This is a genomic window from Pseudoalteromonas sp. Scap06 (assembly GCF_013394165.1).
GTDB lineage: Bacteria > Pseudomonadota > Gammaproteobacteria > Enterobacterales > Alteromonadaceae > Pseudoalteromonas.
The window spans coordinates 2,289,143-2,315,689 of record NZ_CP041330.1 but is presented as its reverse complement, the minus strand read 5'-3'; the positions used below and the strand labels follow the sequence as shown (position 1 = coordinate 2,315,689).

Genomic DNA, 26,547 nt, shown 5'->3' with positions numbered 1-26,547 from the left:
AAGCGCTCGCTAACGATTAAATGGCTCGTGTTACTCTGTTTATGCAGTGTGCCCGGGCCATTTTAGTTTGTGGTTCTTAATTAGCTAAAAATGATCATTATGCTTTTCTTAGAATAAGTATAAGCGCATAAGGAATTAAATAAGTATGAACACTGGTATGACAGATCCCCTAAACGCATTAGTACCAATGGTTGTTGAGCAAACAGCTAAAGGCGAGCGCTCGTTTGATATTTATTCGAGACTATTAAAAGAGCGTATTATCTTTTTAACGGGCCAAGTTGAAGACAACATGGCAAATCTGATTTTAGCGCAAATGCTTTTCTTAGAATCAGAGAACCCAGATAAAGATATTTTCTTATATATCAATTCACCGGGTGGCTCGGTCACTGCGGGAATGGCTATTTACGATACAATGAATTTCATTAAACCTGATGTAAGTACTATTTGTGTGGGCCAAGCGGCTAGCATGGGTGCGTTTTTACTATCTGGTGGTGCTAAGGGTAAACGTTTTTGTTTACCTAATTCACGTGTAATGATTCACCAACCATTAGGTGGATTCCAAGGTCAAGCATCTGATTTTGAAATACACGCGAAAGAAATCTTGTCTATTAAAGACAAATTAAATCGCTTAATGGCTGAGCATACTGGCCAACCGCTTGATGTTGTTTCACGTGATACAGACCGTGATAACTTTATGAGTGCAAGCCAAGCTGTAGATTACGGTATTGTTGACTCAGTATTTACTAATCGCGGTAGCAAGTAAGTATGCCTGCAAGCAGTAATGCTTGCTAATGAGAGTTACTATGCGAAAAAGCCTAAATTTTGGTATAGTTAAAGCGTATTAAAATAGCCACCAAGACTTTGGTGGCCAACGTAATAAAATGAGGTAGCTGAATGTCTGACACTCCTACAGACGGCGACAAAAGTAATAAATTGTTATACTGCTCTTTTTGCGGCAAAAGCCAGCATGAAGTTCGAAAATTAATTGCAGGACCTTCAGTATACGTTTGTGATGAATGTGTAGAGCTGTGTAATGATATTATCAGGGAAGAAATTAAAGACATCGCGCCTAAGCATGATGCCGCTGACAAATTACCTGTGCCAAAAGAAATTCGTAACCACTTAGACGACTACGTAATTGGCCAAGAGCATGCGAAAAAAGTGTTGTCTGTAGCGGTTTACAATCACTATAAGCGTTTACGCAACCAATCAACTAAACAAGACGTTGAACTAGGTAAAAGTAATATTTTATTAATTGGTCCAACGGGGAGTGGTAAAACACTACTAGCTGAAACGTTAGCACGTTTGCTAGATGTGCCGTTTACAATGGCCGATGCCACCACGTTGACCGAAGCCGGTTATGTGGGTGAAGATGTTGAAAACATCATTCAAAAGCTTTTACAAAAATGTGACTACGACGTAGAAAAAGCACAACGTGGTATTGTTTACATTGATGAAATTGACAAAATTTCACGTAAATCAGATAACCCATCAATCACCCGTGATGTATCAGGTGAAGGTGTACAACAAGCCTTACTTAAATTGATTGAAGGTACCGTTGCTTCTGTTCCGCCACAAGGTGGACGTAAACATCCACAGCAAGAGTTCCTGCAAGTAGACACTTCTAAAATTCTGTTTATTTGTGGTGGCGCATTTGCTGGTCTTGATAAAGTTATTGAACAGCGTAGCCACAAAAATACTGGCATTGGTTTTGGCGTTAACGTTAAAGAGTCGGCAGCGAGCCGCTCTTTAAGTGAAACATTTAAAGATGTTGAGCCAGAAGATTTAGTGAAATATGGTTTAATTCCAGAGTTTATTGGCCGTTTACCTGTTGTTGCTACATTGACTGAACTTGATGAAGCTGCACTGGTACAAATTTTAAGCGAGCCTAAAAACGCTATTACTAAGCAATTTTCAGTATTGTTTGGGATGGAAGACGTTGAGCTTGAATTTCGTGATGATGCACTACGTGCTATTGCTCACAAAGCAATGGAACGTAAAACCGGTGCACGTGGCCTGCGTTCAATCGTAGAAGGTGTATTGCTTGATACTATGTATGAGCTGCCTTCAATTGATAACGTAAGTAAAGTGGTTGTTGATGAAACCGTTATTAAAGGTGAGTCTGACCCAATCTTGATTTATGACAGCAGCAATCAAGAACAAGCCGCGGCGGATTAAATTCTGAGCAAGTTGTAAAAAAAAGGAGCCAATGGCTCCTTTTTTTATAATTAATTTAATCGAGTTGGCAAAAATTGTTGAACTTTAATTAGGTTATCCCCATATACTTGAGTAATCTTTAAATAAATGAAGTGCAAAGAGAAAATACAATGACGCTTGAGAGAAACGATCGAGTCGAAATCCCTGTGCTAGCACTGCGCGATGTAGTGGTGTATCCACACATGGTGATCCCGCTTTTTGTAGGCCGTGAAAAATCAATAAAATGCCTTGAAGCGGCAATGGATAAAGACAAACAAATTTTCTTAGTTGCACAAAAAGATGCAACTGTAGACGAGCCTGAGAAAGACGATATTTATCGTGTAGGGACAATTGCGACTGTACTTCAATTATTAAAGCTACCCGATGGTACAGTAAAAGTATTAGTTGAAGGCACGCAGCGTGCAAATATCGAAGAGTTTGTTGATAACGAAGACTTCTTTGTTGCCAATGCTCAGTTTATTGAATCTGATTCAGTGAATGAACAAGAGCAAGATATTTTTATTCGCAGTGCATTAAGCCAGTTTGAAGGCTACGTAAAATTAAATAAAAAAATCCCACCTGAAGTGATGACTTCGGTCTCTGGTATTGATGAGCCAGCGCGTCTTGCTGATACCATGGCTGCGCATATGCCATTAAAAGTGCCTGAAAAACAAAAAGTACTTGAAATATCAAGCGTTACGGAGCGCTTAGAGTACTTAATGGCGTTGATGGAAGGTGAAATAGACTTACTGCAAGTTGAGAAAAAAATTCGTACCCGCGTTAAAAAGCAGATGGAAAAATCGCAGCGTGAGTACTACCTCAATGAGCAAATGAAAGCGATTCAAAAAGAGCTTGGCGAAATTGACGATGTACCAGATGAATTCGAAGCGCTAAAAAAACGCATCGAAGAATCAGGTATGCCTAACGAAGCGAAAGAAAAAGCCACGGCAGAGTTTAACAAACTTAAAATGATGTCGCCGATGTCGGCAGAAGCGAGTGTTGTTCGCTCATACATAGATACGCTAATTAACGTACCGTGGAAAAAACGCTCTAAAGTTAAAAAAGATTTAGCAGGCGCGCAAAAAATACTAGATAGCGATCACTACGGACTTGATAAAGTTAAAGAGCGTATTATTGAATATCTCGCGGTACAGCAGCGTACTAATAAGCTTAAAGGGCCTATTTTGTGTTTAGTTGGGCCGCCAGGGGTAGGTAAAACCTCTCTTGGGCAATCTATTGCGCGTTCAACTGGCCGTAAGTACATTCGTATGGCACTGGGTGGCGTACGTGATGAAGCTGAGATACGTGGTCACCGTCGTACTTATATTGGCTCTATGCCAGGTAAATTGATTCAAAACATGACTAAAGTGGGCGTTAAAAACCCGTTATTCTTGTTAGATGAAATTGATAAAATGTCAGCAGATATGCGTGGCGACCCTGCATCAGCATTACTTGAAGTACTCGACCCTGAGCAAAACAGTCATTTTGCTGATCATTACCTAGAAGTCGATTACGACTTATCTGATGTAATGTTTGTTGCTACCTCTAATAGCTTTAATATTCCTGGGCCATTATTGGACCGTATGGAAGTTATTCGTTTAGCCGGTTATACCGAAGACGAAAAATTAAATATAGCTAAAGAACATTTAATTCCAAAGCAAGTTAAGCGTAATGGCTTGAAAGAGAAAGAAGTTGAAATTGCTGACAGTGCCATTATCGGTATTATTCGATATTACACGCGTGAAGCGGGCGTTCGTAACTTAGAGCGTGAAGTATCTAAATTATGCCGTAAAGCGGTTAAAAATATCTTAATGGAAAAAGACACCAAAACGGTCACTATCGATGCAGATAACCTTGAAGAGTACTTAGGTGTGCAACGTTTTGATTACGGTAAAGCAGAAGATGGCGACCGTATTGGCCAAGTAACTGGCCTAGCATGGACAGAAGTAGGCGGAGACTTACTAACGATTGAATGTGCTGCAGTACCAGGTAAAGGCAAATTGACTTACACCGGCTCGTTAGGCGATGTAATGCAAGAGTCGATTCAAGCGGCAATGACTGTTGTGCGTAATCGTGCTGATGAGCTACGTATTAATAGCGACTTTTATGAAAAACGTGATATTCACGTGCATGTACCTGAGGGCGCAACTCCTAAAGATGGTCCAAGTGCGGGTATCGCAATGGTTACTTGTTTGGTTTCAAGCCTAACGGGTAATCCAGTGCGCTCTGATGTGGCCATGACGGGTGAGATTACCCTACGTGGTGAAGTACTGCCAATTGGTGGTTTAAAAGAGAAATTATTAGCGGCTCACCGAGGTGGTATTAAAACGGTGGTGATCCCTAAAATTAACGAACGTGACTTAAAAGAGATACCTGATAACGTATTGGCGGGTCTTGAGATTCACCCAGTTACGTGGATTGACGAAGTATTAAAGCTTGCTTTAGTGCATCCAGTTGATAGTTTTTCAGTCGAAACACCAAAAAAGCAGTAAAAAAGCCAAAAAAAGTGCTTTTAGGGGCTTTTCAAATCTAAACGGTATGATAAGTTAAGCACTGGTTTTCAAGCCTAGCCCTTGCAGGGCCTAGGCTTAAGAAAAATATAATCATATGAGCTTAAAAAAATTGCTCAAAAATTTCAAAACAGTGATGTTAGTTTAAAAAACAATCGCTCTTGATAACAACAATGAAAGAGGATGATATTGTGAATAAATCTCAATTAATCGATCAAATCGCAGCTGATGCTGACATTTCTAAAGCGGCTGCAGGTCGTGCACTAGATTCATTCATCGAATCTGTATCTGGCGCGCTAAAAGATGGCGACTCAGTTGCACTTGTTGGTTTTGGTACTTTCTCTGTACGTGAGCGTGCTGCTCGTGCAGGTCGTAACCCACAAACTGGTGAAACGATTCAAATTGCTGCAGCTAACATCCCAGCTTTCAAAGCCGGTAAAGCGCTTAAAGACGCAGTAAACTAATCATTGTGTAAACAATTTAGTTATGGCGAGTAAAGAGACGCTTAATTATTGCAATCGATAAATTAAGTTACTTCACCGCCAGTTACTTCAAGTGAAAAAGCGTATCTGGTAAGATACGCTTTTTTTACATATGACAAGGTAGAAAATACCTTGCTCAGAAAAGAGATAAACAAATGCTTGAGAAAATCAGAGAAGGTTCGCAAGGGCCGGTAGCCAAAGTCATTTTAGGCGCGGTGATTTTATCTTTTGCCTTAGCTGGGATCGGTAGTTACTTAGGTCAAACCACAGAACAACCCGTTGCTGAAGTAAATGGAATTAAAATTAGCCAAACAGAATTTAGCCGTGCGTTTCAAAATGAACGTAGCCGCTTAGAACAACAATTTGGTGAGTACTTTACCCAAATAGCAGCTGATCCAACTTACATGGCTCAAATCCGTCAAGGTGTGATTGACCGTTTAGTACAACAAGAATTACAAAGTCAGTTAGCCGCCGAGCTTGGTTTGCGCGTAAGTGATGAAAGCGTTCGTAAAACAATTTTAGAGCTACCTTATTTTAAAATTGGCGACAAGTTTAATAACGACCGTTATTTACAAGTTATTCGTCAAATGAATTTTCAACCTGACGCATTTCGTGAATACCTGCGTGATGATATGACGCGTAGCCAGTTAGTATCTGCCGTTGCGGGTACAGACTTTGCGCTGCCAAATGAGCTTAAATCAGCCATTGCGTTGCAACAGCAAACACGAAGCATTGATTATTTAGTAATTGATAAACAAGCAATGCAAGCTGATGTTGAAGTTACAGAGCAAGAAGTTGCGGATTACTATGAATTAAACGCAGGTCAATTTTTATCACCTGAATTAATTTCAGTTAATTACATCGAACTAAATGCAGATGATATTGATGTTGCATCGGTAAGCGAAGACGATGTAAAAGCATATTATGAGCAGAGTAAAGCGCAATATGTTGAACCAGAAAAGCGTCGTGTGTCGCATATTCTAATCGACAATAGCGAAGATGATGATGCGGCTAAAGCGAAAGCTGAGTCGTTACTTGCCCAGCTTAACGCTGGTGCTGATTTTGCTGAGCTAGCAGAGACATCGTCAGATGACATTGTTAGTGCAGAAATGGGTGGCGATTTAGAGTGGATTGAACGTGATGTTATGGAACCAGCATTTGAAGATGCAGCGTTCGCATTGCAAAACAAAGGTGATTACTCTGACGTTGTTGCTTCTGAGTTTGGTTATCACATCATCAAACTGACTGATCTACAAACTCAACAAGTTAAACCGTTCGATGAGGTTAAAGCTGACCTACGTGCTGAACTTGAGCAAGCTGAAAAAGTAGATGCGTTTTACGAGAAGCAAACAGAAATGGGGGCATTAGCCTTTGAGATTTCTGATCGCTTAGACGATGCTGCTGAAGTGGCGGGTGTAGAAGTACAATCTACTTCTTTACTAGCGCTTAGCGCGCTTCCTGAGCCGCTTAATAACCCAGCGGTTGTGACTGCCTTATCATCAGTTGAACTACTAGAAGATAAAGTCAATTCAGAAGTAATTGAGCTTGGTAATGAGCACGTGATTGTGGTGCGTGTAAATGAGCACCAACCTGCGGCAACGAAAGCATTAAGCGAGGTAAGTGAGCAAATTAAAACACGCTTAATGAATGAAAAGGCATCAGACCTTGCAAAAGAAAAAGCACGCACGTTATTTGCACAAGTAAAAGAAGGCAAGAGCTTAAACGATGTGGCTGCTGAGCAATCACTAAACGTTCGTCAAGAGTCGCAACTAACTCGTGAAAGCTTTGCTGTTTCACCTGCTATTGTTACCCAAGTATTCAAAATGGCACATCCTAGTGATGCGGCTGTATATGATATGGTTAGCTTAAATAATGGCGATGCAGCGATTGTTGCGCTTAAAGCGGTAAATGATGCACCAGTGAGTGACAACATTGAGCCACAAATGAAGCAAAACATTACTATGGCGCAAGCGCAGAAAAACTATACGGTATTCATTGAATCGCTTAAGCAACAAGCAGAGCTTAATGTACCAAAAGCAGCTCAAGCAGCTGAATAAGTAATAGCTAAATTAAAAAAGGCGCCAATTGGCGCCTTTTTTGTTTGTTTAGACATTAACAACTCAATAAGCGCTGGGTAACCTTTGACTGCGGGTTTTGAAAAATAGTTTCTGTAGCGCCGTATTCAACTATTTCACCTTTATTGAGTACCACTAACTGGTCGCTAATATGGCGCACTAAACTTAAATGATGGGTGATCAAAATATAGGTTAATCCAGTTTCAAGCTGTAGTTTAAGTAATAGGTTTACTATTTGCGCTCTTACAGAAGGGTCAAGCGATGAAAGTGCCTCATCGAGTACAACAACCTTAGGATCTAATATAAGCGCGCGAGCGAGCGCTACACGCTGTAATTGCCCCACACTAAACATATGCGGATAGTATTGCTGATGATCGACCAGTAGACCCACTTTAAGCAGCGTACTGCCAATTTTTTCACTACGTTGAGTTTTATCAAAATCAGTATTGAATTTTAGGCAATCATCGAGCATTTCAGCAATGGTCACTGCTGGGTTCAATGAGGTGGCGGAGTCTTGAAAAATCATTCGGATATAACGACACTGGGCATCACGATTACCATTGTTTTCTATAGTGTTATTCTCCAATAATATCTGCCCGCTATCGGCACTGTATGCACCCACTAATAATTTAGCCAGGGTACTTTTTCCTGAGCCTGTTTCACCAATAATGGCAATTGTTTCACCTTTACCAATACAAAATGAGATATTTTTTAAAACATCAAACTTTTTACGGCTAAACAGACCCGCTCGCATGTTAAAGGTTTTTGATAAGGCTTGAACTTTTAACAGTGGCTGCATTATTTTATTTCCTTGATCAGCGGAAAGTGACAGGCGTAGCTATGACCATGATGCTTTGAAAGTTTAGGCGCAACCACACATTCTTTTTGTGCTTGTGGGCAACGTGGACCGAGTCGACAACCAATCGGTAAATGCTGTAATGTTGGTATGGTGCCTTTAAGTGCATAAAAGGGTTCTTTATGGGCTAAACCATGCTCATAATCGGGCAGGCTTTTTAGTAAAGCCTGCGTATACGGATGACGAGGTTGGCTAAAAATACGGTGTGTTGGACCTGCTTCAACCATTTGACCGCAGTACAGCACATGAATACCATGCGACCAATTAACAATTTCTTCTAGTTCATGAGAGATCATCAAAATAGACATGTTCTTTAGCTGATTTAAACTTTTTAATAACCTAAACACCTGTGCACGGGTGGTGCTTTCTAGTGCGGTTGTAGGCTCATCTGCAATTAATAACTTAGGTGTGCGGGCAATCGCCATGGCTATCATGACCTTTTGGCATACGCCCTCAGAGAGCTCATGCGGGTAACTATCAAGCACCGCTTCATGATTTTTAATACCTACTTTATGTATTAAGGCTTTAACACGGTCTTTACGCTCACGGTTGCGTTTTAAGAAAAACCCTTTAGCAGCCACTTCAGGCAGTGTTTCAGCAATTTGGTTAAATATTTTAGCAGTAGGATCTAGACATCGACTGGGGTCTTGGTAAATCATCGCAATGTCTTGGCTAACCGTTTTACGGCGTTGCTCTGGTGTTAAGCGCATTAAATCAACACCACGCCAATGCATTCTGTCTGCGGTTATCACCCAGCGTTCATTAAGCACGCCGACAATGGCTTTTGCAATTAAGCTTTTGCCAGAGCCTGATTCGCCCACTAAAGCATGTACTTCACCTTCTTTTAAACTAAAGCTTACGCGATCAACAGCACGAATGGCGGTTTCGGAAGTTTGAAGTTCAATGGTTAAATTTCGAATATCTAGTAACTGCATCTAATCGGCCTTACGCGCTTGTAAAACTTTGCGAAGTCCATCGCCCACTAAGTTTGTTGAAAGAACCGCTAAAAATAACAGCACGCCCGGCAATGCTACCGTCCAGGGTGCTAAATATATAAGTCCTAAGTTCTCTGCTAAAATTGCGCCCCATTCAGTAGTCGGCGGCTGTGCACCCAGTTTTAAAAACCCTAACGCCGCAATATCTAAAATAGCAGTAGAAAGCGCCATCGTAAAAATAACCACAATATACTCATACACATTAGGAAAAATCCCGCGTGATAAAATATGCCATTTAGAGGCGCCATCTAAGCGGTAGGCTGTAACATAATCTTTGCCAAGTTCGTCAACTATCAGGTTTCTAATTGAATGAATAAACTGGGGTAATAAGGCTAAAATAATTGCCCATACGGTATTCATTAATCCAGGGCCGAGTATGGCAATAATAATGATGGCCAGTAACAATGAGGGAATTGACAGCGTTACATCCAGTAAGTGGTTCAAAAAACTAGAACGTATGCCTTTACTGATCCCTGCAAAGGTACCTACCAACACACCAATAACAGTGGTGATCAGTGCAGCCACAACCGATAACCCGAACGTATATGTGGCACCATTCATTAAACGAGACAGCACATCTCGGCCTAAATCATCGGTGCCAAGTATAAACCGCACATCGCCCATTTCATTCCACGAGGGAGGCAGTAATAGTGCATCACTGTGCTGTTGATTTACCCCATAAGGCGCAAGAAAAGGCGCGGTAGCCGCTAACAGGCTAAAGGCAATAAACACCCATAAACCAACCAGTGCAGGGTGGTTATTTTTAAACTTTCGCCAGAGTCTCGCTAATGGCGATTTATTTGAATCTTCTGAAAATAAGTTAAACTTTGCCATGCGCTTGGTTCCGAGACAGAGGATCGAGTAGGGTGTAGGTCAGTTCGGCCATAATTGTGGCAATAATAATAAATAAAGAGACGGCCATTAACCCACCTTGTATGGCGGGATAATCACGTTGATAAATACTGTCTATTAACCAGCGACCGATCCCAGGCCACGAAAAAATAACTTCAGTGATCATCGCTAGGGTGATCAAGGTACTAAACTGCAAACCTATTTGTTTTATAACCGGTAGTAAGGCATTTCTTAGGGCGTGATGAATAATAAGCTGTCCACGAGTAAGCCCTTTGGCACGAGCCGTTTTAATGAAATTTTGATCCATTACTTTTAACATCGATTCGCGAGTAAAGCGCACTAATACCGTGGTTGGATACATAGCAAGCACAATAGTGGGTAAGGTAAGGTGATGCAGTGCATCTAACATGGCCAAACCATTGTAAGGAAAATCAGCGAGTAAAATATCAAGTAAAATAAACCCTGTGCTCGCAGGTATCTCATACAACAAGCTCACTCGCCCCGACATGGGAAACCAGCCAAGTTGGAGCGAAAAAACCATAATTAATAATAATGCCAGCCAAAAAATTGGCATAGAATAGCCAATCATCGCTGTAGAGCTAATAAATTTATCAGGCCATTGTTTATTATATGCCGATGCTAAAATACCGACAGGCACACCCACTACCACCGAGATAACTAACGCGTAAATACTTAGCTCTAACGTTGCAGGGATTAAATCAATCACATGGGCGAAAACACTGCCCCCCGAGGCGAATGACATTCCCCAGTCCCCTTGTAAAATTCGTCCCACAAAGGCGATGTACTGCATAAAGTAGTTACTGTTAAACAAGTACTTTTCTTCTAACTGCGCATTTTGGGTGAAGTTAGTATCTGGTATGCCGCTTAAATTACTGAGTGGATCGCCGGGAAATAAGTAACTCAACGAAAAGGTAAAAATACTGAGTAGTAACACCATAAAAAATAACAGTCCGAGGCGGCGTAAAATATAATCTAAGATCATTATTTTTTCCTCGCGTTAGCCAACGAAATAGCACCGAATGGCCCTAAGGTAATGCCCTCAACATCTGCACTACTTGCTTGAAAACGCATGCCGTGGGCAATTGGCAGTAGAGGCAATTGTTTGATGATCATACTCTGTGCTGCGTCATAATATTGTTTACGTAAATTTAAATCTGTGGTGTCTAACGCTTTGGTTAGCAGTAAATCAAATTCAGGATTACACCAGTTTGCGGGGTTTTTGCCGCTGAATGTCGCAGTACAACTTAATAATGGGCTAAAAAAGTTATCGGGATCAGGCGTATCAGCTGCCCAACCTAATAACACACTGTCGTGGCGATGTTCTCCAATGCGTTGAATAAAGGTGTTCCATTCATATTCAACAATATTTACGTTAACGCCAATTTTGCGTAAATCACTTTGCATTAGCTCAGCCATTTTGCGGGCGTTGGGGTTATAAATACGGCTTACCGGCATAGCCCAAATGCTCATATCAAAGCCTTTTGGAAAACCGGCTTCAGTTAATAACCTTTTTGCCAACTGTGGGTCAAAAATAGGCATGTTTTTTTGTAGTTCAAACGCCCAAGACGTAGGCGGAAGAATAGACTGTGCACGCAAGCCATTACCGTAATACACCGCCTGCATTATTTTATCTATATCAATGGCATGAACTAATGCTTGACGTACTTTTAGGTTATCAAAAGGTGGACGCTCGGTATTAAATGCCCAGTAACCAATATTTAAGTTAGTTTCTCTTTCAACATTAATATCATCACGTTGCGCTAAGATACTTAATTGGGCACTGCTTGGGTGTGCAGTAACATCACATTCTTTGGTCAATATTTTTGCGATACGGGTGGTACCATTTGGAGTAATGTCGTACACCAACTGCTCAAGGGCAACATCATGTTTCCAATAATCAGCGTTTTTATAAAAGCGTACTAAATGGTCGCGTCGATACTCTTTGTAAATATAAGGACCCGTACCAATCGGGTATTGATCAAATAGGTTTTCTTGATTATTAGCTTTGAGCGCCATGGCATATTCTTTAGAGAGCACGACAGCAAAATCGGTCGCCATATTAGCTAAAAAGCTGCTCTCGGGATTAAATAGCTCAAATCGGACTTGATGATCAGAGACTCTAACAATTTTACGAATTAGCTGATCAATCCCCACACTTTGAAAATAAGGGTAATTAGCATCGCCAATAAAGTGATAAGGATTATAAACGTCGAATAATCGACTAAAAGTAAATATTACATCATCAGCGTTAAATTCACGACTAGGAGTAAAATAAGAGGTGGTATGAAACTTAACTCCTTTGCGCAAAGTGAAGGTAACCGATTTACCGTCTTTACTGATTTTCCAATCAGTGGCAAGTTCACTCTTAAATTCGGCGGTCACGGGGTCAATACTAATTAACCGGTCGTATAACTGGTTAGCAATAATATCGATAGTCGACCCTGTGGTTGTGACTTGTGGGTTAAACGACACAGGATTAGCCTCGGCGCAATAAACGAGGCCTTGGTTTTTTTCTTCTAAGATTTCTTCTTTACTATCAATGCAACCTACTAAGCTCAATGATATTAAAGCAAGTAATAATTTATGCACCCGCACAACCTCTACTATTCTAGCAAATTGTATTTTTTCAAATAACCACGTAGTTGATGATACGTTAAACCAAGTACTTCTGCAGTCTTCTTTTGATTAAATTGGCTATGTTCTAATGCTTTTTTTATCAATGTAATTTCAAATTCATTAGAGAGCGTTTTTAAGTCGCATGGAAACTCAGGTTCTTTGGTACTTGAACTCAATGCTACAGGCGCTTCTGCAGGTTGGGCATGAGTAGTCGGTTCAGATTGTATTATAGCAGGTGCTTGTGCATGTTTTATGCGGGCTTTAGGTCTAAAGCGACTTTCGAATGGGTCTAAAATAATTTTATGTACAGGAATATGTTCATTGCCGTGGCGATACAGACTTCGCTCCACCACATTTTTAAGTTCACGGACATTACCTGGCCACTCATAACTGAGCAAACTTTCTTGTGCACTGCGGGTAAAGCCACTAAATAGCTCCCACTCAAGGTCTCGTGCCATATTCATCGCAAATTGTTCTGCCAGTAACATAATGTCATCTTGACGTTCACGCAGTGGCGGTAAGGTGATCACATCAAACGCGAGCCTATCGAGTAAATCACTTCTAAATTCACCTTGCTCGGCTAAATGTGGCAAGTCTTCATTGGTTGCACAGACTAAGCGAGTATCTACTTTAACGGTTTGCTTGCCGCCAACACGCTCAAATTCACCATACTCAATCACTCTTAGTAGCTTTTCTTGAACCATGGCAGAGGTATTTGCTAACTCATCTAAGAATAAGGTGCCGCTATTAGCACGTTCGAAGCGGCCTTCATGGCGTTTACTTGCGCCTGTGAAAGCACCACTTTCATGACCAAATAATTCACTCTCGAGTAGGTTTTCGTTTAAAGCCGCACAGTTAAGCTTGACGTAATTTTGATCCCAGCGCTTGGATAAAAAGTGTAAACGTGCTGCAATTAGCTCTTTACCGGTACCACGTTCACCAATAATGAGTACGGGTTTATCTAGGTTAGCCAGTTGCGAAACCTGATCAAGCACCGATAAAAAGCTGTCTGATTGGCCAAGTAAATTGTCCTGTTGGCGATATTGACTCATATTTCCTAACTCTTAGTCATTTTTACTAACAGTTAGTGTATTTCATTATGAAGGATAACAAAAGTAATTTGTAATTTACATTTAACATATTGAAAATAAATGGTATTTTAAAAATATAAAAGTTGGCAAGCATATTGATACTAATAAAAGCAGACACATTTAGATTAAATAATAGAGGTATATGTTATGGGAATTTTTTCACGTTTTGCAGACATTGTTAATTCTAATATCAATGCCATTTTAGATAAAGCAGAAGATCCTGAAAAAATGGTTCGTCTTATTATCCAAGAGATGGAAGATACACTTGTAGAGGTACGCTCTACGTCAGCAAAAACCCTTGCTGAGAAAAAAGAATTAGTACGTCGCGTAGATACACTAAAAGCTCAAGTAAGCGATTGGCAAGACAAAGCCGAATTAGCACTGAGCAAAGATCGTGATGATTTAGCTCGCTCGGCTTTACTTGAAAAGCAAAAATCAGCAGATGCAGTCGCCGCAGTAGAAAGTGAACTTGATCATGTAGAATCTCATATCGAGAAACTACAGCAAGAAGTGACTACGCTACAAGAGAAACTAGCGGATGCTAAAGCACGTCAAAAAGCTATTATTTTACGTCAACGCTCGGCTGAGTCGCGCCTTGAGGTTAAAAAAGCACTTGATAGTTCTAAAGTGGATGATGCACTTAATCGTTTTGAACGTTACGAAACCAAAATTGATGGGCTAGAATCTCAAATAGAGTCTTACGATTTGGGTAAACAAACGTTAGCAGATGAAATTGCTGATTTACAAAAGAATGAAAAAATTGACGACGAGTTAGCTGAACTTAAAAAGAAACTCTCGAATAAATAAATATAAAACAGGGGCCTTGTGCCCCTGACATCAACATTGAATACGGATTGTCAGGAGAGGATTATGTTTGATTCAGACGTAATAATTGTACCATTTGTTATGTTTATGATTTTTGTTGCGCCATTGTGGTTAATTTTACACTATCGAAGCAAAAAGCAGGTAAGCCAAGGGTTAAGCGAGCATGAGCATCACCAGTTATTAGAACTTGCTCAAAAAGCTGAAAAAATGACTGATAGAATCGAGACATTAGAAGCGTTACTTGATCAAGAGTCACCACAGTGGAGACAAAAAGTATGAACACCAAACGCGAATTATTAAGAGACCCACAACGCGGTAAAATTGCCGGTGTATGTGCGGGATTAAGTGACTACTTTAATATGGAGTTATGGTTAGTTCGCATTATTTTTGTTAGTGCTGTGCTACTAACTGGTGGCCCATTATTTGTGGTGGCGTATATTGCAGCGTGGTTTATTTTAGATAAAAAACAACCCAGTGCCGTAAGTAAAACACAATCAACGTATGGCGGTGATCCGCTAGAAGTAAAATTTAAAGTATGGCAAAAAGGCGAGCCACCGCGTCGTGCGCTTCAAGACTTAAAAGAGCGATTGACCCGTGTAGATAGCCGCCTTCAAAACATGGAACGCTACGTTACTTCAAGCGAGTTTACGGTCAGCCGTGAAATTAATAAACTTTAAAGGATTAATAAGCACCTTGTTTGCAGCGTGATCAATGACGGCAACTAAGGTGCAAAACACTTTATGAGCCAATCATTTGCAAAAAAGACCTTTAAAAGCGTTAAAGGCAAAGCACAAAAAGCCCTGCACCGTAGTTTAGATCAACACGTTAAACTTGCCGTAACAGGGCTGAGCGGCAGTGGTAAAACGGCGTTCATTAGCGCGCTAGTTAAACATTTAACCTCTCAGGCGAATGACAACAACTTACCTTTTTTTGATGTAATGCGTGAACATCGCCATATTGCTACTAAAATTGTGCCGCAAGAGGCATTAAATGTTCCCACTTTTGATTACAACCGTGCAATAAGTGCTTTACTACCAAGTGAAGGCGACCCTGCATGGCCCGCTTCTACCGAGCGAATAAATACTTTACGTTTGGCGATTAAATATCAAAGCAACGCGGGTCTGCGCGGTCATTTCTCACCACAATCGACGCTGTATTTAGATATTATTGACTATCCTGGTGAGTGGTTGCTTGACCTACCTATGCTCGGGCAAAGCTTTGAACAGTGGTGCGAGCAACAATATCCATTGCTAAGCCAAACGCCACGTGATCAAAGCTCAGCTGAATTTTTACAATCCATAGAGCTGATTGATTTAGATGCACCGGTAGATGAAAACGCACTGGCTGATATTGCACGATGTTATCAAACCATGTTGGTAGGGCTAAAAAAAGACACTAAGCTTGCCATGTTACAGCCAGGGCGTATGTTAATGCCGGGTGACTTGCAAGGTGCACCATTATTACTATTTTTTCCAATTAGTCCTAAAAAAATAAGTGACGATGTAGTAGCGGGTTCTAACTTAGCGCATTTAATTAAACGTTTTGATGCTTACGTAAAAGAAGTCGTTAAACCTTTTTATAATGAGCATTTTCGCCATTTTGACCGTCAAATCGTCTTGGTAGATGTACTGAGTGCATTAAATGAAGGTTATGAAACGTTGGCTGAGCAAAGTCGAGTGATCAATCAGTTATTGTCACACTTTAGCTATGGTGATTCCGGTTTTTTTAAACGCTTGTTTAAACCTAATATAGATAAAATATTATTTGCTGCTAATAAGTCCGATCACATCAGTGCGAAGCATCACAAAGATCTTGCATTGTTACTCGATTCGTTAGTTAAAGAGCAAAGTAATCACTTAAAATTTGATGGGGTTAAAATAGAAACATTGGCGATGTCATCAATTGCTGCCACTGTGCCCCGCCAAGTGGTTGATAAAGGGCAAACACTCGACTGTATCTATGGCAAGCCATTGAATGAACAACAGTGGCTAACTTACCTGCCTCCTCAGCCGCCGAGCAGAATGCTTAATAAAAGTGAGTGGCCAGCACATGGGTTTGAGTTTTTATCATTTGCACCTATGCCAAGCCCAGATCAACAGCTTAAGCACATTCGCTTAGACCATGTGATGCAGTACTTGTTAGGAGATAAGTTAACATGAGTGAGTCAACACACCAATTTCAAGCTGGGCGTCGTATTAATGCCCAAAATATTGAGCAAAATGAACCAGATTTATTAGCGGCTAAAGTCGTAGAGCAGGGACAAAGTGAGCAGCCTAGCAAAGATAGTGACGAGCTAATTGAACCTGAAATCGATATTGAGCCTGTATATAAAAAGTCTAAGTGGCAAACCCTTAAAGGCCTATTTGCACTGAGCTTTATTGTTTTAATATTACTTGAGTTCGCATTTTCAATTGTATTGGCGTTTCAGCAGTCTGTTATTTTAGGTGGGGTGTACTTAACCGCTGTAATAACCGGTGTACTCCTGATATCGCGTTTATTGTGGCGTGAATATAGAATGTTACGCAGCTTAAAGCGTAATCAGCTACACCGCCATGAAGCTAACCGTTTGCTCAATAGTGAGCAGGTAGGCGGGGCGATACCTTGGCTTGAAAAGCTTAATAAACATCAGCAATTAGATAATTTCGAAAACTTTAAAAATCAGGTCGCTACGCACCACAGTGACAAAGAAATAATGTCTCTGTACGCGAATAGCTTACTGATAACGCAAGACAATCAAGCTAAAAAGTTAATAAACCGTTTTGCAACAGAGTCAGCTTTATTAGTTGCTCTAAGCCCAATTGCGCTGGTGGATATGATGGCTGTGCTGTGGCGTGGCACTAAATTAATAGAGCAAATAGGCCGCATATATGGCATTGGCTTTGGTTATGCCAGCCGTATTAAACTTTACCGCATGCTTATTAAGCAAGTAATGTTTGTAGGCAGTGCAGAGCTCGTATCTGATTTAGCCGCCACGGCACTCAGTGCTGAATTATTAGGCAAGCTTTCAGGGCGAGCTGCACAAGGTGTTAGTGCCGGTATATTTACAGCGCGTATTGGTTACAAAGCTATGGAATTAAGCCGACCCTTACCGCGTCTTGAAAACAAGCGTAGCTTGTTAAAAGGCACAGTCCAAGGGATTGCGAGTAAAATTATGAGCCGTAAGGGAGCTGAAACTAAGTAGTGAGACTTCGTTGGCAATATTTGTGTACAGCTTTTTGGGTAAAGTTTGCACAAATAGCCATCTGAGCATCCGGCATGCTTGTGATTTTAAGTGCGGTGCGTTTTATTTATGCTATTGACACACATAATAAAAACGAGAACACACAATGAGCAAGCATCATCAAAATACCCAATGTATCCATGGCCCACAAAAAGCAAATGATCCGCATGGCGCATTAACCTCACCTTTGTATCAAACGTCTACGTTTCATTTTGAAAATGCCGCCCAAGGTGCTGCCCGCTTTGCAGGTGAAGAGCCCGGTTATATTTACACGCGTTTAGGTAACCCTACCACGACTGAACTTGAGCAAAAAGTGGCGCAATTAGAAGGCTGTGAGGCCGCCGCCGCCACGGCAACAGGTATGGGGGCTGTATCGGCTTCGGTACTAAGCTTCCTATCGCAAGGCGATCACTTAATTGCATCAAGCGCTCTGTATGGCTGCACTTTTGCTTTTTTTTCGCATATGTTGCCGCGATGGGGAATTGAAGTCACCTTTGTTGATATGACCAATGAAAGTGAACTGCGCGCAGCCATTAAGCCTAACTCAAAAATGATATTTGTAGAAACACCAATCAATCCAACCATGGCAGTGATTGATTTAGCACTTATTGGCGATGTTGCTAAACAGCATAATTTACTGAGTGTGGTCGACAATACTTTTTTAACCCCGCTGCTGCAGTCACCAAAAAAGTACGGTATCGATATTATAATGCATAGCGCGACCAAGTATTTAAATGGTCACGGCGATGTTGTTGCGGGTATTGTGTGTGGTTCACTTGAGCATATTACACAGATTAAAATGACCGTGCTTAAAGATATTGGTGCCACTATTAGTCCACACGATGCGTGGTTAATAAACCGCGGCTTAAAAACTTTAGCTATTCGCGTTGAACGCCATTGCCAAAGTGCGCAAACGATTGCTGAGTATTTAGAAGCTCATCCGCAAGTAAATAAAGTGTATTACCCTGGGCTTAAGTCTCACCCAGGTTACAAGTATATTGGTAAGCAAATGAAAGCGGCTGGCGGTGTTATTGCCTTTGAAATTAAAGGGAGCTTAACCGACGGTGAGCAGTTTATTGATAGTATGCAGCTGTGCACATTAGCGGTTAGCTTAGGCGATGCTGAAACGCTTATTCAACACCCTGCATCGATGACGCATTCGCCATACACTCCCGAAGAAAGACTAGCAGCTGGAATTAGTGATGGTTTAATTCGTTTATCAGTTGGACTTGAAGATGTTAACGATATTATTAACGATCTCAACCAAGCATTTACTAAAATATCCTGAGGTGTAATTTAATGTTTACGAATATTTCTATCTATAGGTACCAATAAATATGGTGTGTGCTTTTATCTTTGCTCTTGTGTAATTTTAAATTTACGATTTGTGTGATCTGCAAAAGTATTGATCTGCGTCAAGCTATTAAACTTTTGTTCACTTTTGCATAGTATGGCTACATCGAATAGCCAAGCACTTGGCTGTTATTTTGACACCGATTTAGGGTTTTATCCCAAAGAAGGTATTTATGGCTAAAGCAAGTAATTACACCTCCAAAACACCTGATGAAAATGGGGTTATACATTGGAGCGATGAAGAAAATAAAATTTGGTCTGAGCTTGTAGCACGCCAACTTGCGTGCATTGAAGGCAAAGCCTGTGATGAGTACATGGAAGGATTGAAAAAAATCAATCTGCCTCATGATCGTATCCCACAGCTGAGTGAGCTAAACGAAGTACTTTTAGCAACCACAGGTTGGCAGGTTGCACCTGTACCTGCACTTATCGATTTTGATGAGTTTTTTAGGTTACTCGCTAACAAGCAATTTCCTGTAGCGACCTTTATTCGTAGCCGTGAAGAATTTGACTACTTACAAGAACCCGATATTTTTCATGAGATATTTGGTCATTGTGCCATGCTAACCAATCCTGACTTTGCAGAATTTACCCACAAGTATGGGCAACTAGGATACGCGGCAGAGAAAAAAGATCGCGTTTATTTAGCGCGCATGTACTGGTTTACCGTTGAGTTTGGTTTGATGCAAACTGAAAAAGGATTGCGTATTTACGGTGGCGGTATTTTATCAAGCCCAGGGGAAACCCAATACGTGTATTCAGATACACCAGAGATTAATCTAATGAATGTGCTAGATGTGCTACGTACACCGTACCGTATAGATATTATGCAACCATTGTATTACACGATAAATTCGATTCATGATCTGTTTGAAATATCTCAAATGGATATAATGACTTTAGTTGAGCAAGCTAAATCACTTGGTTTGCACGACCCTAAGTTTCCTCCAAAAGAAAAATTAGCTAGTTAATTTTTGAAAAAAGTAACGCTAAACTAAGGATTTAAAATGTCTTCATTAAGTGCACAAAAATGTGAAGCCTGTCATGCAGATGCACCAAAAGTATCTGATGCTGAATTGGCTGAATTAATTAAAAAAATCCCTGACTGGGTGCCAGAAGTACGCGACGGTATTATGCAGTTAGAGCGCGTTTATAAGTTTAAAAACTTTAAACAAGCCATTGCGTTTACCAATAAGGTAGGTGATATGGCTGAAGACGAAGGGCATCACCCAGGTCTATTAACCGAATGGGGCAAAGTAACCGTGACTTGGTGGAGCCATTCAATTAAAGGTCTGCATAAAAATGACTTCATTTGCGCTGCTAAAACAGATGACGTATTTAACGCGTTGTAATTAATTAGATTTGAGTAAATAAAAAGGCACTTAACAGTGCCTTTTTTATTTTTGTGGTTATTAAGTTAACCTGAGTATTGATTAAGAGGCTTTGTAAGGTATTGAATTAAAATGATATTTATTTTTATCTTCTCTGGCCTATCTTATTATATATCCCGTTTGTTAGCCAATTCAGTAGCTTGTTTTATATACTTATATTAGAAGTAAAAAAGTAGATAAAAGTTAGTTTATAGGCTTCTAACTAAGCTTAGCTGAACGTTTATAACTTAAAGCTATAAACTTTTCTCCCAATTGCATTGCTTTACTAAGTTAAACCATGGGCTGGTAAACTCTTTAGCCGTAATAGGCTCAGGTAGGGTTAAAGTCACATTAAGTTTGTTAGCTAAATAACGTGCAATTAATTGCTTCATTTTATCGCTTTCTAATTGCTCGTAAGCTGCTTGCAGCTGATGTTTATCTTTTTGACTTATAAACTCGCCAGTTAAATTTTTGTAGCCTAATTCAAGCCAAACTAGCTGTGCTTGTTTAGCTTCATTGGGAAATGCATGGGTCAAAGTTGCCGTTGGAGTGTAGAGGCGTTCGAAGTTAAGCTGATGTTCTTGAATTAAAAAAACCATTAATAAATTAAGCCCAGCCGAAATTTGCCCTGCGCGTTTATCAATATTTTGGTTAAGGCTTAATGCACTTCTAAAGTAGCGCTCAGCGTTAGCAACATTGCCTTCATCAAGTGCTAAAGAGCCCAAATTATTTTTTATAAGTGCTGTTACATTAGGAAGTGTTAATTGTGTTGTGAGATCAAGATTATTTAAGTATAAAGCACGCGCCTTAGCAAAGTCGTTTTGCGAGCGAGCAACCAGTGCCATACTGTTGGTGAGTGTTAATCGTTGGCGATCGCTTTGCGCATATTTATAAGCACATTTAAATGAGAGCTGGGCATCGCTTAAATATTCAGCATGGCGAAGCCATATTCCCAAGGCACTCATTATGGTGGTCAATTTTTGTTTAAAGTAGTCAGCTTGATAATGCTGAAATATTGCGTCAATCGATTTATAAAGCCGATCGTAATGACTGGTGGGAACCGCTGATCGAGCATAAAGCAAGTGCCAGCGGATAAATAGCGCAGCAGGAGCTGTATTTAGTTCTGTGAGATTTTCAAGAATGATTATTGATTGTGCAGGATTAACAACAAGATAATCCTCGGCTTCGTTAAGTTTAGCTTCAAACGTTGTAAAATCATTAGCCATAGCCTGCGTTGAACCTAATAACACCAACCAACCTAAAACGAAAAGGCGCAACAATTTATCCTCAAAAATCGAATTATGTGTTTTTCCACTATAGATGCTGGTATCTAACAAAGCAAGACTATTAAAAGGGATAGATTTGTGAAGAGGTATTTTGAAAGCACTAAAAAAGCCCCAAACCTATACAAGCTTAGAGCTTTTTCTGTATGTAATTAAATTTTAGCGAATACACTTAACTTTAATGTGTTGTTGGGTTTCGTTTTACTCAACCCAATCTACGTTTAATATTAACCTGCTTAGCGCTAACAGCTAAAAACTTACAGCTGCTTTTTAATCATCAATTGAGCGAAGTAGGGCGTTAATGCCTACTTTTTCGCGTGTTTGTTGATCAACTTTTTTCACAATAATCGCAGCGTATAAACTATGAGTGCCATCTTTTGAAGGCAGAGCACCTGGAACCACGACAGCACCAGCAGGTACGCGACCATAATGAATTTCACCGGTTTCACGGTCGTAAATACGGGTACTTTGGCTAATGTAAACACCCATTGAAATAACCGCACCTTCTTCAACAATAACGCCTTCAACAATTTCTGAACGTGCGCCAATAAAGCAGTTGTCTTCAATGATGGTAGGATTTGCTTGTAGAGGCTCTAAAACGCCACCTATGCCTACGCCACCTGATAAGTGTACATTCTTACCAATTTGAGCACATGAACCTACAGTGGCCCATGTATCAACCATAGTGCCCTCATCAACGTAAGCACCAATGTTTACATACGATGGCATTAGTACAACATTTTTCCCTACAAAACTGCCTTTACGCGCTACGGCGTTTGGTACCACACGCATACCGCCTTGCTGAAACTGCTCCGGTGTATAGTCGCTAAATTTAAGCGGTACTTTGTCGTAAAACTGGTTTACGCCGTCGTTCATTGGTTGGTTGTCGCGAATACGAAACGACAGTAACACGGCTTTTTTAAGCCATTGATGAACAACCCATTCGCCAGAAATTTTTTCTGCAACACGCGCTGCGCCACTATCTAGTAGCTCAAGTGCATCAATAATTGCTTGTTTAACATCGCTTGATACGGTTGCTGGGCTAATACTGTCGCGGTTATCCCACGCATTTTCAATCATGGTTTTTAAATCTGACATAGTGTCCTCTTATTCAATTTCGGCGTTGAGTTTTTTACGTAATGCCTGATGAATTTTTGCTTGCTCTTCATCAGTCAGCGCTTGATATTCGTTATTAGATACCACAAAGAAATCTTCTGCGCGCTCGCCTACCGTGGTAATGCGTGCGGCATGTATGTGGAGTAAGTAAGCTTGAAAAACCTCGGCTATTTTAGTTAATAGTCCAGGTATATCAACCGCTTGAATTTCTATTAAACTACGATCCTTACGAGGATGCGGGCGTAGTACAATTTTAGGTTTAATATTAAAGTCTTTAAAGCGTTGTGAGCGGCTCTTTTTAAAGCGTATTTTTTTTCGCGGATCATTCAATGCTTGCTCTAATCCGCGTTTAATCGATTGTGCACGGCTACTGGCAATTGGGTCACCGCTAACTTCTAAAATAACAAAGTTAAATAGTACGTAGCCATCTTTGGTGGTCAGTACTTGGGCGTGTTGAATTTGTGCTTTTTTAGAGCCAATAACACTGACTAATCGAGCAAATAGTCCACCTGAGTAAGGGCTGTATGCAAATACTTGAGTACCGCCATGCATTGCTTTATTCGAGACAATAACACTAGGTAGGCTCAAGTCAGTGCATTTTAGTAAATGCTCTGTATGCCACGAAATTTGTTGCTCACTAAAGGCGGTAAAGTAATTCGCTTTAAAACGACTCCAAGTTAAGTCAATTTGTTCCTCGTGATAATGCAAATTAATCAGGCGTTGCTTAGCTTGATGCTTCTTATCTCGAATTTGGTCGCGTTGATCCATTGGATTTTCAAGCCCAAGACGCAAAGCTCGTTGTGTATGTAAGTACAGCTCACGAAGTAGCGTGTTTTTCCAGTCATTCCATAAGTTGTCATTGGTAGCGCGTATATCGGCGACCGTTAAACAATAGAGGTAATCGAGTTGACGCTCTGTTTTTACTCGCGATGCGAAATCTTTTATTACATCTGGGTCGTTTATATCTTTACGCTGCGCCGTAACTGACATAAGTAAGTGATTGCTAACAAGCCAAGAAATTAACTTACCATCGGATGATGCAAAGCCATGCAATTTAGAAAAAGCAATGGCGTCAACAGCACCCAGCTCAGAGTGATCCCCCCCACGACCCTTGGCAATGTCGTGGAAAATACCGGCTAAATACAGTAGCTCCGGTTTATCCATACGCGTGACAATTTCGCTACAAATTGGGAATTCGCTAACCCCAGTTTTATCAAAATACTGATAAATATTATTGATTAGCTTATGGGTATGTTCATCAACCGTGTAGGCATGAAACAAATCAAACTGCATTTGGCCAAAAATATTTCGCCACTGCGGCAAATAAGCGGCAATCATGCCGTGTTTGTGCATCAGCGTAAAAGCACGCCCCATACCATTAGGATGCTTTATGATTCGTAGAAAAGCTTCCCGGCAGGCCGCGTAGTCTTGTAGGTCGCCCAATAAACGACGACGAACTTGGCGAATAGTGCGAATAGTGCTCGGGTATATATGGGTGATTTCTGGGTGGTCAGCAATATGCTCAAACAATACAAAAAGTTGATCGCGCCTAAAGAATACTGATGGGCTTTTTACTCGAATTTGATGGCCAACGCGCTCAAAGTTGAGATCGAGTTCTTCAACAGTCGCTTGACTACTGTCTGGCGAAATACTTTGCTCAAAGTACGAAAGCAACATCTGGTTGAGCTCACGTACTCGGCTCATAATTCTGAATAAGCGTTTCATCATGCGCTCAACCGAGGCCTTACCATCGCTACCAAAGCCCAAAATTTCTGCAGCTTGGGGTTGGTGATCAAACAATAAACGGTTTTCTGAACGTTCTGCAGCTAAATGTAACGCAAAACGAATATTCCATAAATTCTCAAGACACTCTAACAGCTCTTGATATTCCTCGTGAGTCAGGTAGCCGTGATTAATTAGCTCTTGCAGAGTTTCGGCTCTAAAGTGCTTTTTAGCCACCCAAATAATAGTTTGCAGGTCGCGCAGACCCCCTGGGTTTTCTTTTATATTTGGTTCTAAATTATAGGCTGTGCCGTGGCACTTTCTGTGACGCAAATTTTGTTCTTGTACTTTTGCGACAAAAAATTCACCTGAGCCCCAAACCGGTGTTTCAATAATATGGTTTTTGAGTTTTTCAAACTCAATATGATTGCCAAAAATAAGACGGCTTTCTAATAAGCTGGTGGCAAAGGTAACGTCTTCACGTTTTTGTTCTATGGCTTGTTCAATAGTACGAACACTGTGGCCTATCTCGAGATTAAGATCCCACAACATAGTGACAAACTGACCGATTTTTTCGCAAATATCATCATTAGGCTGTTTCGTAACAAGTAATAAAAAATCTATATCAGAGTAGGGGTGTAGCTCGCCACGACCATAACCACCTACTGCTATCAAAGCGAGATCTGGTTCGTGAGCTAAATCATAAACTTGGAAAAGTTTGATCAGCAGTCGATCAATAAATTCTGCACGGGCATTAATTAATTTACCAACCGGTTGTTTTGAGAATTCATTATGCAACCATTTATAGAAATAGGCGGAGCAATCGCGGTAATCGCTTAATTGCTCAGCATCATTGAGCAACTTTTTTACTTTGTTAGGTAATGCCACTTAGGCTGGCTCCTATATATGGACTGCATTATAAGTTTGAGATTTATTTTTATAATATATTTGCTGTAAGGGCAATAAGTTATGTTAGCCCCTTACAGCAAACCACTTAAGCGATATACAGGCAAAACCTGTTACAACCGCGATTAAGCGCGCACTTAATTAGTGCTCGATAATTCTATCGATTGTATCATCTGATCGTAGTGTTAAAATTTCAACACCATTTTCAGTTACTAGTAAGGTGTGTTCCCATTGAGCGGATAAACTACGGTCTTTTGTTACCACAGTCCAGTCGTCTTTGAGTAATTTACATTGGCGTTTGCCCGCATTTACCATAGGCTCAATAGTTAAACACATACCTGCTTTTAATGTTTCGCCAGTGCCTGCTTTACCGTAATGCATTACCTGTGGTTCTTCATGGAACTCGCTACCGATACCATGGCCGCAGTATTCACGTACGATAGAGTAGTTAAAGCTCTCTGCATATTTTTGAATAGCTGCACCAATATCACCAAGGCGAACACCTGGTTTTACCATTTTAATGGCAAGGTAAAGACTTTCTTGAGTGACTTCTGCAAGACGTTTACCTTGGATATTAGGCGTGCCTACATGAAACATTTTTGATGTGTCACCATGGTAACCATCTTTGATAACAGTGATGTCAATATTAACACTATCACCATCTTTTAATGCTTTGTCATTCGGAATACCGTGACAAATTACATGATTTACTGAGGTACAAATTGATTTTGGAAAACCATGATAATTAAGAGGAGCAGGAACAGCATCTTGCACATTAACAATATAATCATGACAAATTGTATTTAGCTCATCGGTGGTGATACCTGGTACCACATGTGGTTCGATCATTTCTAGCACATCAGCAGCCAAACGGCCGGCTACACGCATTTTCTCGATTTCTTCAGGGGTCTTAATCACAGCGCTCATTGAGGCTCCAAAGTTGCGTTTTTAGATGATTATCGTCGCACAATTTTTGCACGAGACGTTGAGTATTTATTTTTAATATGGTATAAAGCGCGCCGTCTTTTTACAAATAAATTCTTAAATGATTTTTTGTA

At 40.5% G+C, this 26,547-nt stretch carries 23 protein-coding genes; 13 read left to right on the top strand and 10 right to left on the bottom strand.

From position 1 onward, the window contains the following. The first annotated feature begins 145 nt into the window (after positions 1–145). From clpP to FLM47_RS10700, 5 genes are all read left to right on the top strand, one after another. A complete protein-coding gene (clpP, locus tag FLM47_RS10720; protein WP_008111041.1) occupies positions 146–763 on the top strand; it encodes an ATP-dependent Clp endopeptidase proteolytic subunit ClpP in 618 nt (205 codons plus the stop codon). 131 nt (positions 764–894) lie between these two features. Further along, positions 895–2,178, top strand: a complete 1,284-nt coding sequence (gene clpX, locus FLM47_RS10715) for an ATP-dependent protease ATP-binding subunit ClpX (RefSeq protein WP_010388064.1) — start codon at positions 895–897, stop codon at positions 2,176–2,178. A 149-nt stretch (positions 2,179–2,327) separates the two neighbouring features. Further along, a complete protein-coding gene (gene lon, locus FLM47_RS10710) occupies positions 2,328–4,688 on the top strand; it encodes an endopeptidase La (protein WP_008467545.1) in 2,361 nt (786 codons plus the stop codon). Between the two features lie 182 nt (positions 4,689–4,870). Continuing rightward, positions 4,871–5,170, top strand: a complete 300-nt coding sequence (locus FLM47_RS10705) for an HU family DNA-binding protein (protein ID WP_256872136.1) — start codon at positions 4,871–4,873, stop codon at positions 5,168–5,170. Between the two features lie 173 nt (positions 5,171–5,343). Then, on the top strand, positions 5,344–7,245 hold the full coding sequence (locus FLM47_RS10700; RefSeq protein WP_178956361.1) for a SurA N-terminal domain-containing protein: 1,902 nt from the start codon (positions 5,344–5,346) through the stop codon (positions 7,243–7,245). Positions 7,246–7,300: 55 nt separating this feature from the next. Here FLM47_RS10700 and FLM47_RS10695 read toward each other — a convergent pair whose 3' ends face one another. Genes FLM47_RS10695 through pspF form a run of 6 tightly spaced genes read right to left on the bottom strand, consistent with a single transcriptional unit; the run spans position 7,301 to position 13,655 of the window. Next, on the bottom strand, positions 7,301–8,062 hold the full coding sequence (locus tag FLM47_RS10695) for an ATP-binding cassette domain-containing protein (RefSeq protein ID WP_054202403.1): 762 nt from the start codon (positions 8,060–8,062) through the stop codon (positions 7,301–7,303). Beyond that, complete coding sequence (locus FLM47_RS10690; RefSeq protein ID WP_010388077.1) at positions 8,062–9,054, bottom strand: oligopeptide/dipeptide ABC transporter ATP-binding protein; 993 nt, start codon at positions 9,052–9,054, stop codon at positions 8,062–8,064. The genes FLM47_RS10695 and FLM47_RS10690 overlap by 1 nt, the downstream gene beginning before the upstream one ends. Continuing rightward, entirely contained in the window at positions 9,055–9,948 is an 894-nt protein-coding gene (locus FLM47_RS10685) for an ABC transporter permease subunit (protein WP_010388079.1), read from the bottom strand. Continuing rightward, a complete protein-coding gene (locus FLM47_RS10680; RefSeq protein WP_138605056.1) occupies positions 9,935–10,969 on the bottom strand; it encodes an ABC transporter permease subunit in 1,035 nt (344 codons plus the stop codon). The genes FLM47_RS10685 and FLM47_RS10680 overlap by 14 nt, the downstream gene beginning before the upstream one ends. Further along, positions 10,969–12,576, bottom strand: coding sequence for an ABC transporter substrate-binding protein (locus tag FLM47_RS10675; RefSeq protein ID WP_178956360.1), 1,608 nt, complete (start codon positions 12,574–12,576; stop codon positions 10,969–10,971). The genes FLM47_RS10680 and FLM47_RS10675 overlap by 1 nt, the downstream gene beginning before the upstream one ends. 14 nt (positions 12,577–12,590) lie before the next feature. Further along, positions 12,591–13,655 (bottom strand): phage shock protein operon transcriptional activator, encoded by a 1,065-nt coding sequence (gene pspF, locus FLM47_RS10670; RefSeq protein WP_178956359.1) that lies wholly within the window; start codon positions 13,653–13,655, stop codon positions 12,591–12,593. 186 nt (positions 13,656–13,841) lie between these two features. Between pspF and pspA the strand changes: the two genes are divergently transcribed. The 8 genes from pspA (at position 13,842) to FLM47_RS10630 (ending at position 20,444) form a co-directional block, all read left to right on the top strand. Further along, positions 13,842–14,501, top strand: a complete 660-nt coding sequence (gene pspA, locus FLM47_RS10665; RefSeq protein ID WP_010388087.1) for a phage shock protein PspA — start codon at positions 13,842–13,844, stop codon at positions 14,499–14,501. A 63-nt stretch (positions 14,502–14,564) separates the two neighbouring features. Then, positions 14,565–14,798, top strand: a complete 234-nt coding sequence (pspB, locus tag FLM47_RS10660) for an envelope stress response membrane protein PspB (RefSeq protein ID WP_178956358.1) — start codon at positions 14,565–14,567, stop codon at positions 14,796–14,798. Then, positions 14,795–15,196, top strand: coding sequence for an envelope stress response membrane protein PspC (pspC, locus tag FLM47_RS10655; RefSeq protein ID WP_054202405.1), 402 nt, complete (start codon positions 14,795–14,797; stop codon positions 15,194–15,196). Before pspB ends, pspC begins: the two co-directional genes overlap by 4 nt. A 63-nt stretch (positions 15,197–15,259) precedes the next feature. Further along, the gene (locus tag FLM47_RS10650; protein ID WP_178956357.1) at positions 15,260–16,678 is read left to right on the top strand and encodes a YcjX family protein; all 1,419 of its coding nucleotides are present in this window, start codon (positions 15,260–15,262) and stop codon (positions 16,676–16,678) included. Then, positions 16,675–17,700, top strand: a complete 1,026-nt coding sequence (locus FLM47_RS10645) for a TIGR01620 family protein (RefSeq protein ID WP_036953773.1) — start codon at positions 16,675–16,677, stop codon at positions 17,698–17,700. The genes FLM47_RS10650 and FLM47_RS10645 overlap by 4 nt, the downstream gene beginning before the upstream one ends. A gap of 145 nt (positions 17,701–17,845) precedes the next feature. Next, positions 17,846–19,027, top strand: a complete 1,182-nt coding sequence (gene megL / locus FLM47_RS10640; protein ID WP_178956356.1) for a methionine gamma-lyase — start codon at positions 17,846–17,848, stop codon at positions 19,025–19,027. A gap of 238 nt (positions 19,028–19,265) precedes the next feature. Next, positions 19,266–20,063: a phenylalanine 4-monooxygenase gene (gene phhA, locus FLM47_RS10635; RefSeq protein WP_178956355.1), complete on the top strand. Its 798-nt coding sequence runs from the start codon at positions 19,266–19,268 to the stop codon at positions 20,061–20,063. A gap of 36 nt (positions 20,064–20,099) precedes the next feature. Further along, a complete protein-coding gene (locus FLM47_RS10630; protein WP_008111000.1) occupies positions 20,100–20,444 on the top strand; it encodes a 4a-hydroxytetrahydrobiopterin dehydratase in 345 nt (114 codons plus the stop codon). A 272-nt stretch (positions 20,445–20,716) separates the two neighbouring features. On the opposite strand, the gene FLM47_RS10625 is transcribed toward FLM47_RS10630, so the two are convergent. The 4 genes from FLM47_RS10625 to map form a co-directional block, all read right to left on the bottom strand. Further along, positions 20,717–21,739 (bottom strand): tetratricopeptide repeat protein, encoded by a 1,023-nt coding sequence (locus FLM47_RS10625; RefSeq protein ID WP_178956354.1) that lies wholly within the window; start codon positions 21,737–21,739, stop codon positions 20,717–20,719. Between the two features lie 276 nt (positions 21,740–22,015). Beyond that, a complete protein-coding gene (gene dapD / locus FLM47_RS10620; RefSeq protein ID WP_178956353.1) occupies positions 22,016–22,843 on the bottom strand; it encodes a 2,3,4,5-tetrahydropyridine-2,6-dicarboxylate N-succinyltransferase in 828 nt (275 codons plus the stop codon). Positions 22,844–22,852: 9 nt separating this feature from the next. After that, positions 22,853–25,471 carry a [protein-PII] uridylyltransferase gene (glnD, locus tag FLM47_RS10615; protein ID WP_138605043.1) on the bottom strand — a complete coding sequence of 873 codons (2,619 nt, stop codon included), beginning with the start codon at positions 25,469–25,471 and terminating at the stop codon, positions 22,853–22,855. A gap of 159 nt (positions 25,472–25,630) precedes the next feature. Then, the gene (gene map / locus FLM47_RS10610; protein ID WP_054202413.1) at positions 25,631–26,416 is read right to left on the bottom strand and encodes a type I methionyl aminopeptidase; all 786 of its coding nucleotides are present in this window, start codon (positions 26,414–26,416) and stop codon (positions 25,631–25,633) included. Between the last annotated feature and the right edge of the window lie 131 nt (positions 26,417–26,547).

Coding starts and splice junctions, on each gene's coding strand:
- phhA (WP_178956355.1), top strand. CDS start 19,266: ATGGCTAAAGCAAGTAATTACACCTCCAAAACACCTGATGAAAATGGG.
- FLM47_RS10695 (WP_054202403.1), bottom strand. CDS start 8,062: ATGCAGCCACTGTTAAAAGTTCAAGCCTTATCAAAAACCTTTAACATG.
- FLM47_RS10630 (WP_008111000.1), top strand. CDS start 20,100: ATGTCTTCATTAAGTGCACAAAAATGTGAAGCCTGTCATGCAGATGCA.
- map (WP_054202413.1), bottom strand. CDS start 26,416: ATGAGCGCTGTGATTAAGACCCCTGAAGAAATCGAGAAAATGCGTGTA.
- FLM47_RS10685 (WP_010388079.1), bottom strand. CDS start 9,948: ATGGCAAAGTTTAACTTATTTTCAGAAGATTCAAATAAATCGCCATTA.
- FLM47_RS10645 (WP_036953773.1), top strand. CDS start 16,675: ATGAGTGAGTCAACACACCAATTTCAAGCTGGGCGTCGTATTAATGCC.
- dapD (WP_178956353.1), bottom strand. CDS start 22,843: ATGTCAGATTTAAAAACCATGATTGAAAATGCGTGGGATAACCGCGAC.
- lon (WP_008467545.1), top strand. CDS start 2,328: ATGACGCTTGAGAGAAACGATCGAGTCGAAATCCCTGTGCTAGCACTG.
- pspF (WP_178956359.1), bottom strand. CDS start 13,655: ATGAGTCAATATCGCCAACAGGACAATTTACTTGGCCAATCAGACAGC.
- pspC (WP_054202405.1), top strand. CDS start 14,795: ATGAACACCAAACGCGAATTATTAAGAGACCCACAACGCGGTAAAATT.
- clpX (WP_010388064.1), top strand. CDS start 895: ATGTCTGACACTCCTACAGACGGCGACAAAAGTAATAAATTGTTATAC.
- clpP (WP_008111041.1), top strand. CDS start 146: ATGAACACTGGTATGACAGATCCCCTAAACGCATTAGTACCAATGGTT.
- pspB (WP_178956358.1), top strand. CDS start 14,565: ATGTTTGATTCAGACGTAATAATTGTACCATTTGTTATGTTTATGATT.
- megL (WP_178956356.1), top strand. CDS start 17,846: ATGAGCAAGCATCATCAAAATACCCAATGTATCCATGGCCCACAAAAA.
- FLM47_RS10650 (WP_178956357.1), top strand. CDS start 15,260: ATGAGCCAATCATTTGCAAAAAAGACCTTTAAAAGCGTTAAAGGCAAA.
- FLM47_RS10680 (WP_138605056.1), bottom strand. CDS start 10,969: ATGATCTTAGATTATATTTTACGCCGCCTCGGACTGTTATTTTTTATG.
- pspA (WP_010388087.1), top strand. CDS start 13,842: ATGGGAATTTTTTCACGTTTTGCAGACATTGTTAATTCTAATATCAAT.
- FLM47_RS10700 (WP_178956361.1), top strand. CDS start 5,344: ATGCTTGAGAAAATCAGAGAAGGTTCGCAAGGGCCGGTAGCCAAAGTC.
- FLM47_RS10690 (WP_010388077.1), bottom strand. CDS start 9,054: ATGCAGTTACTAGATATTCGAAATTTAACCATTGAACTTCAAACTTCC.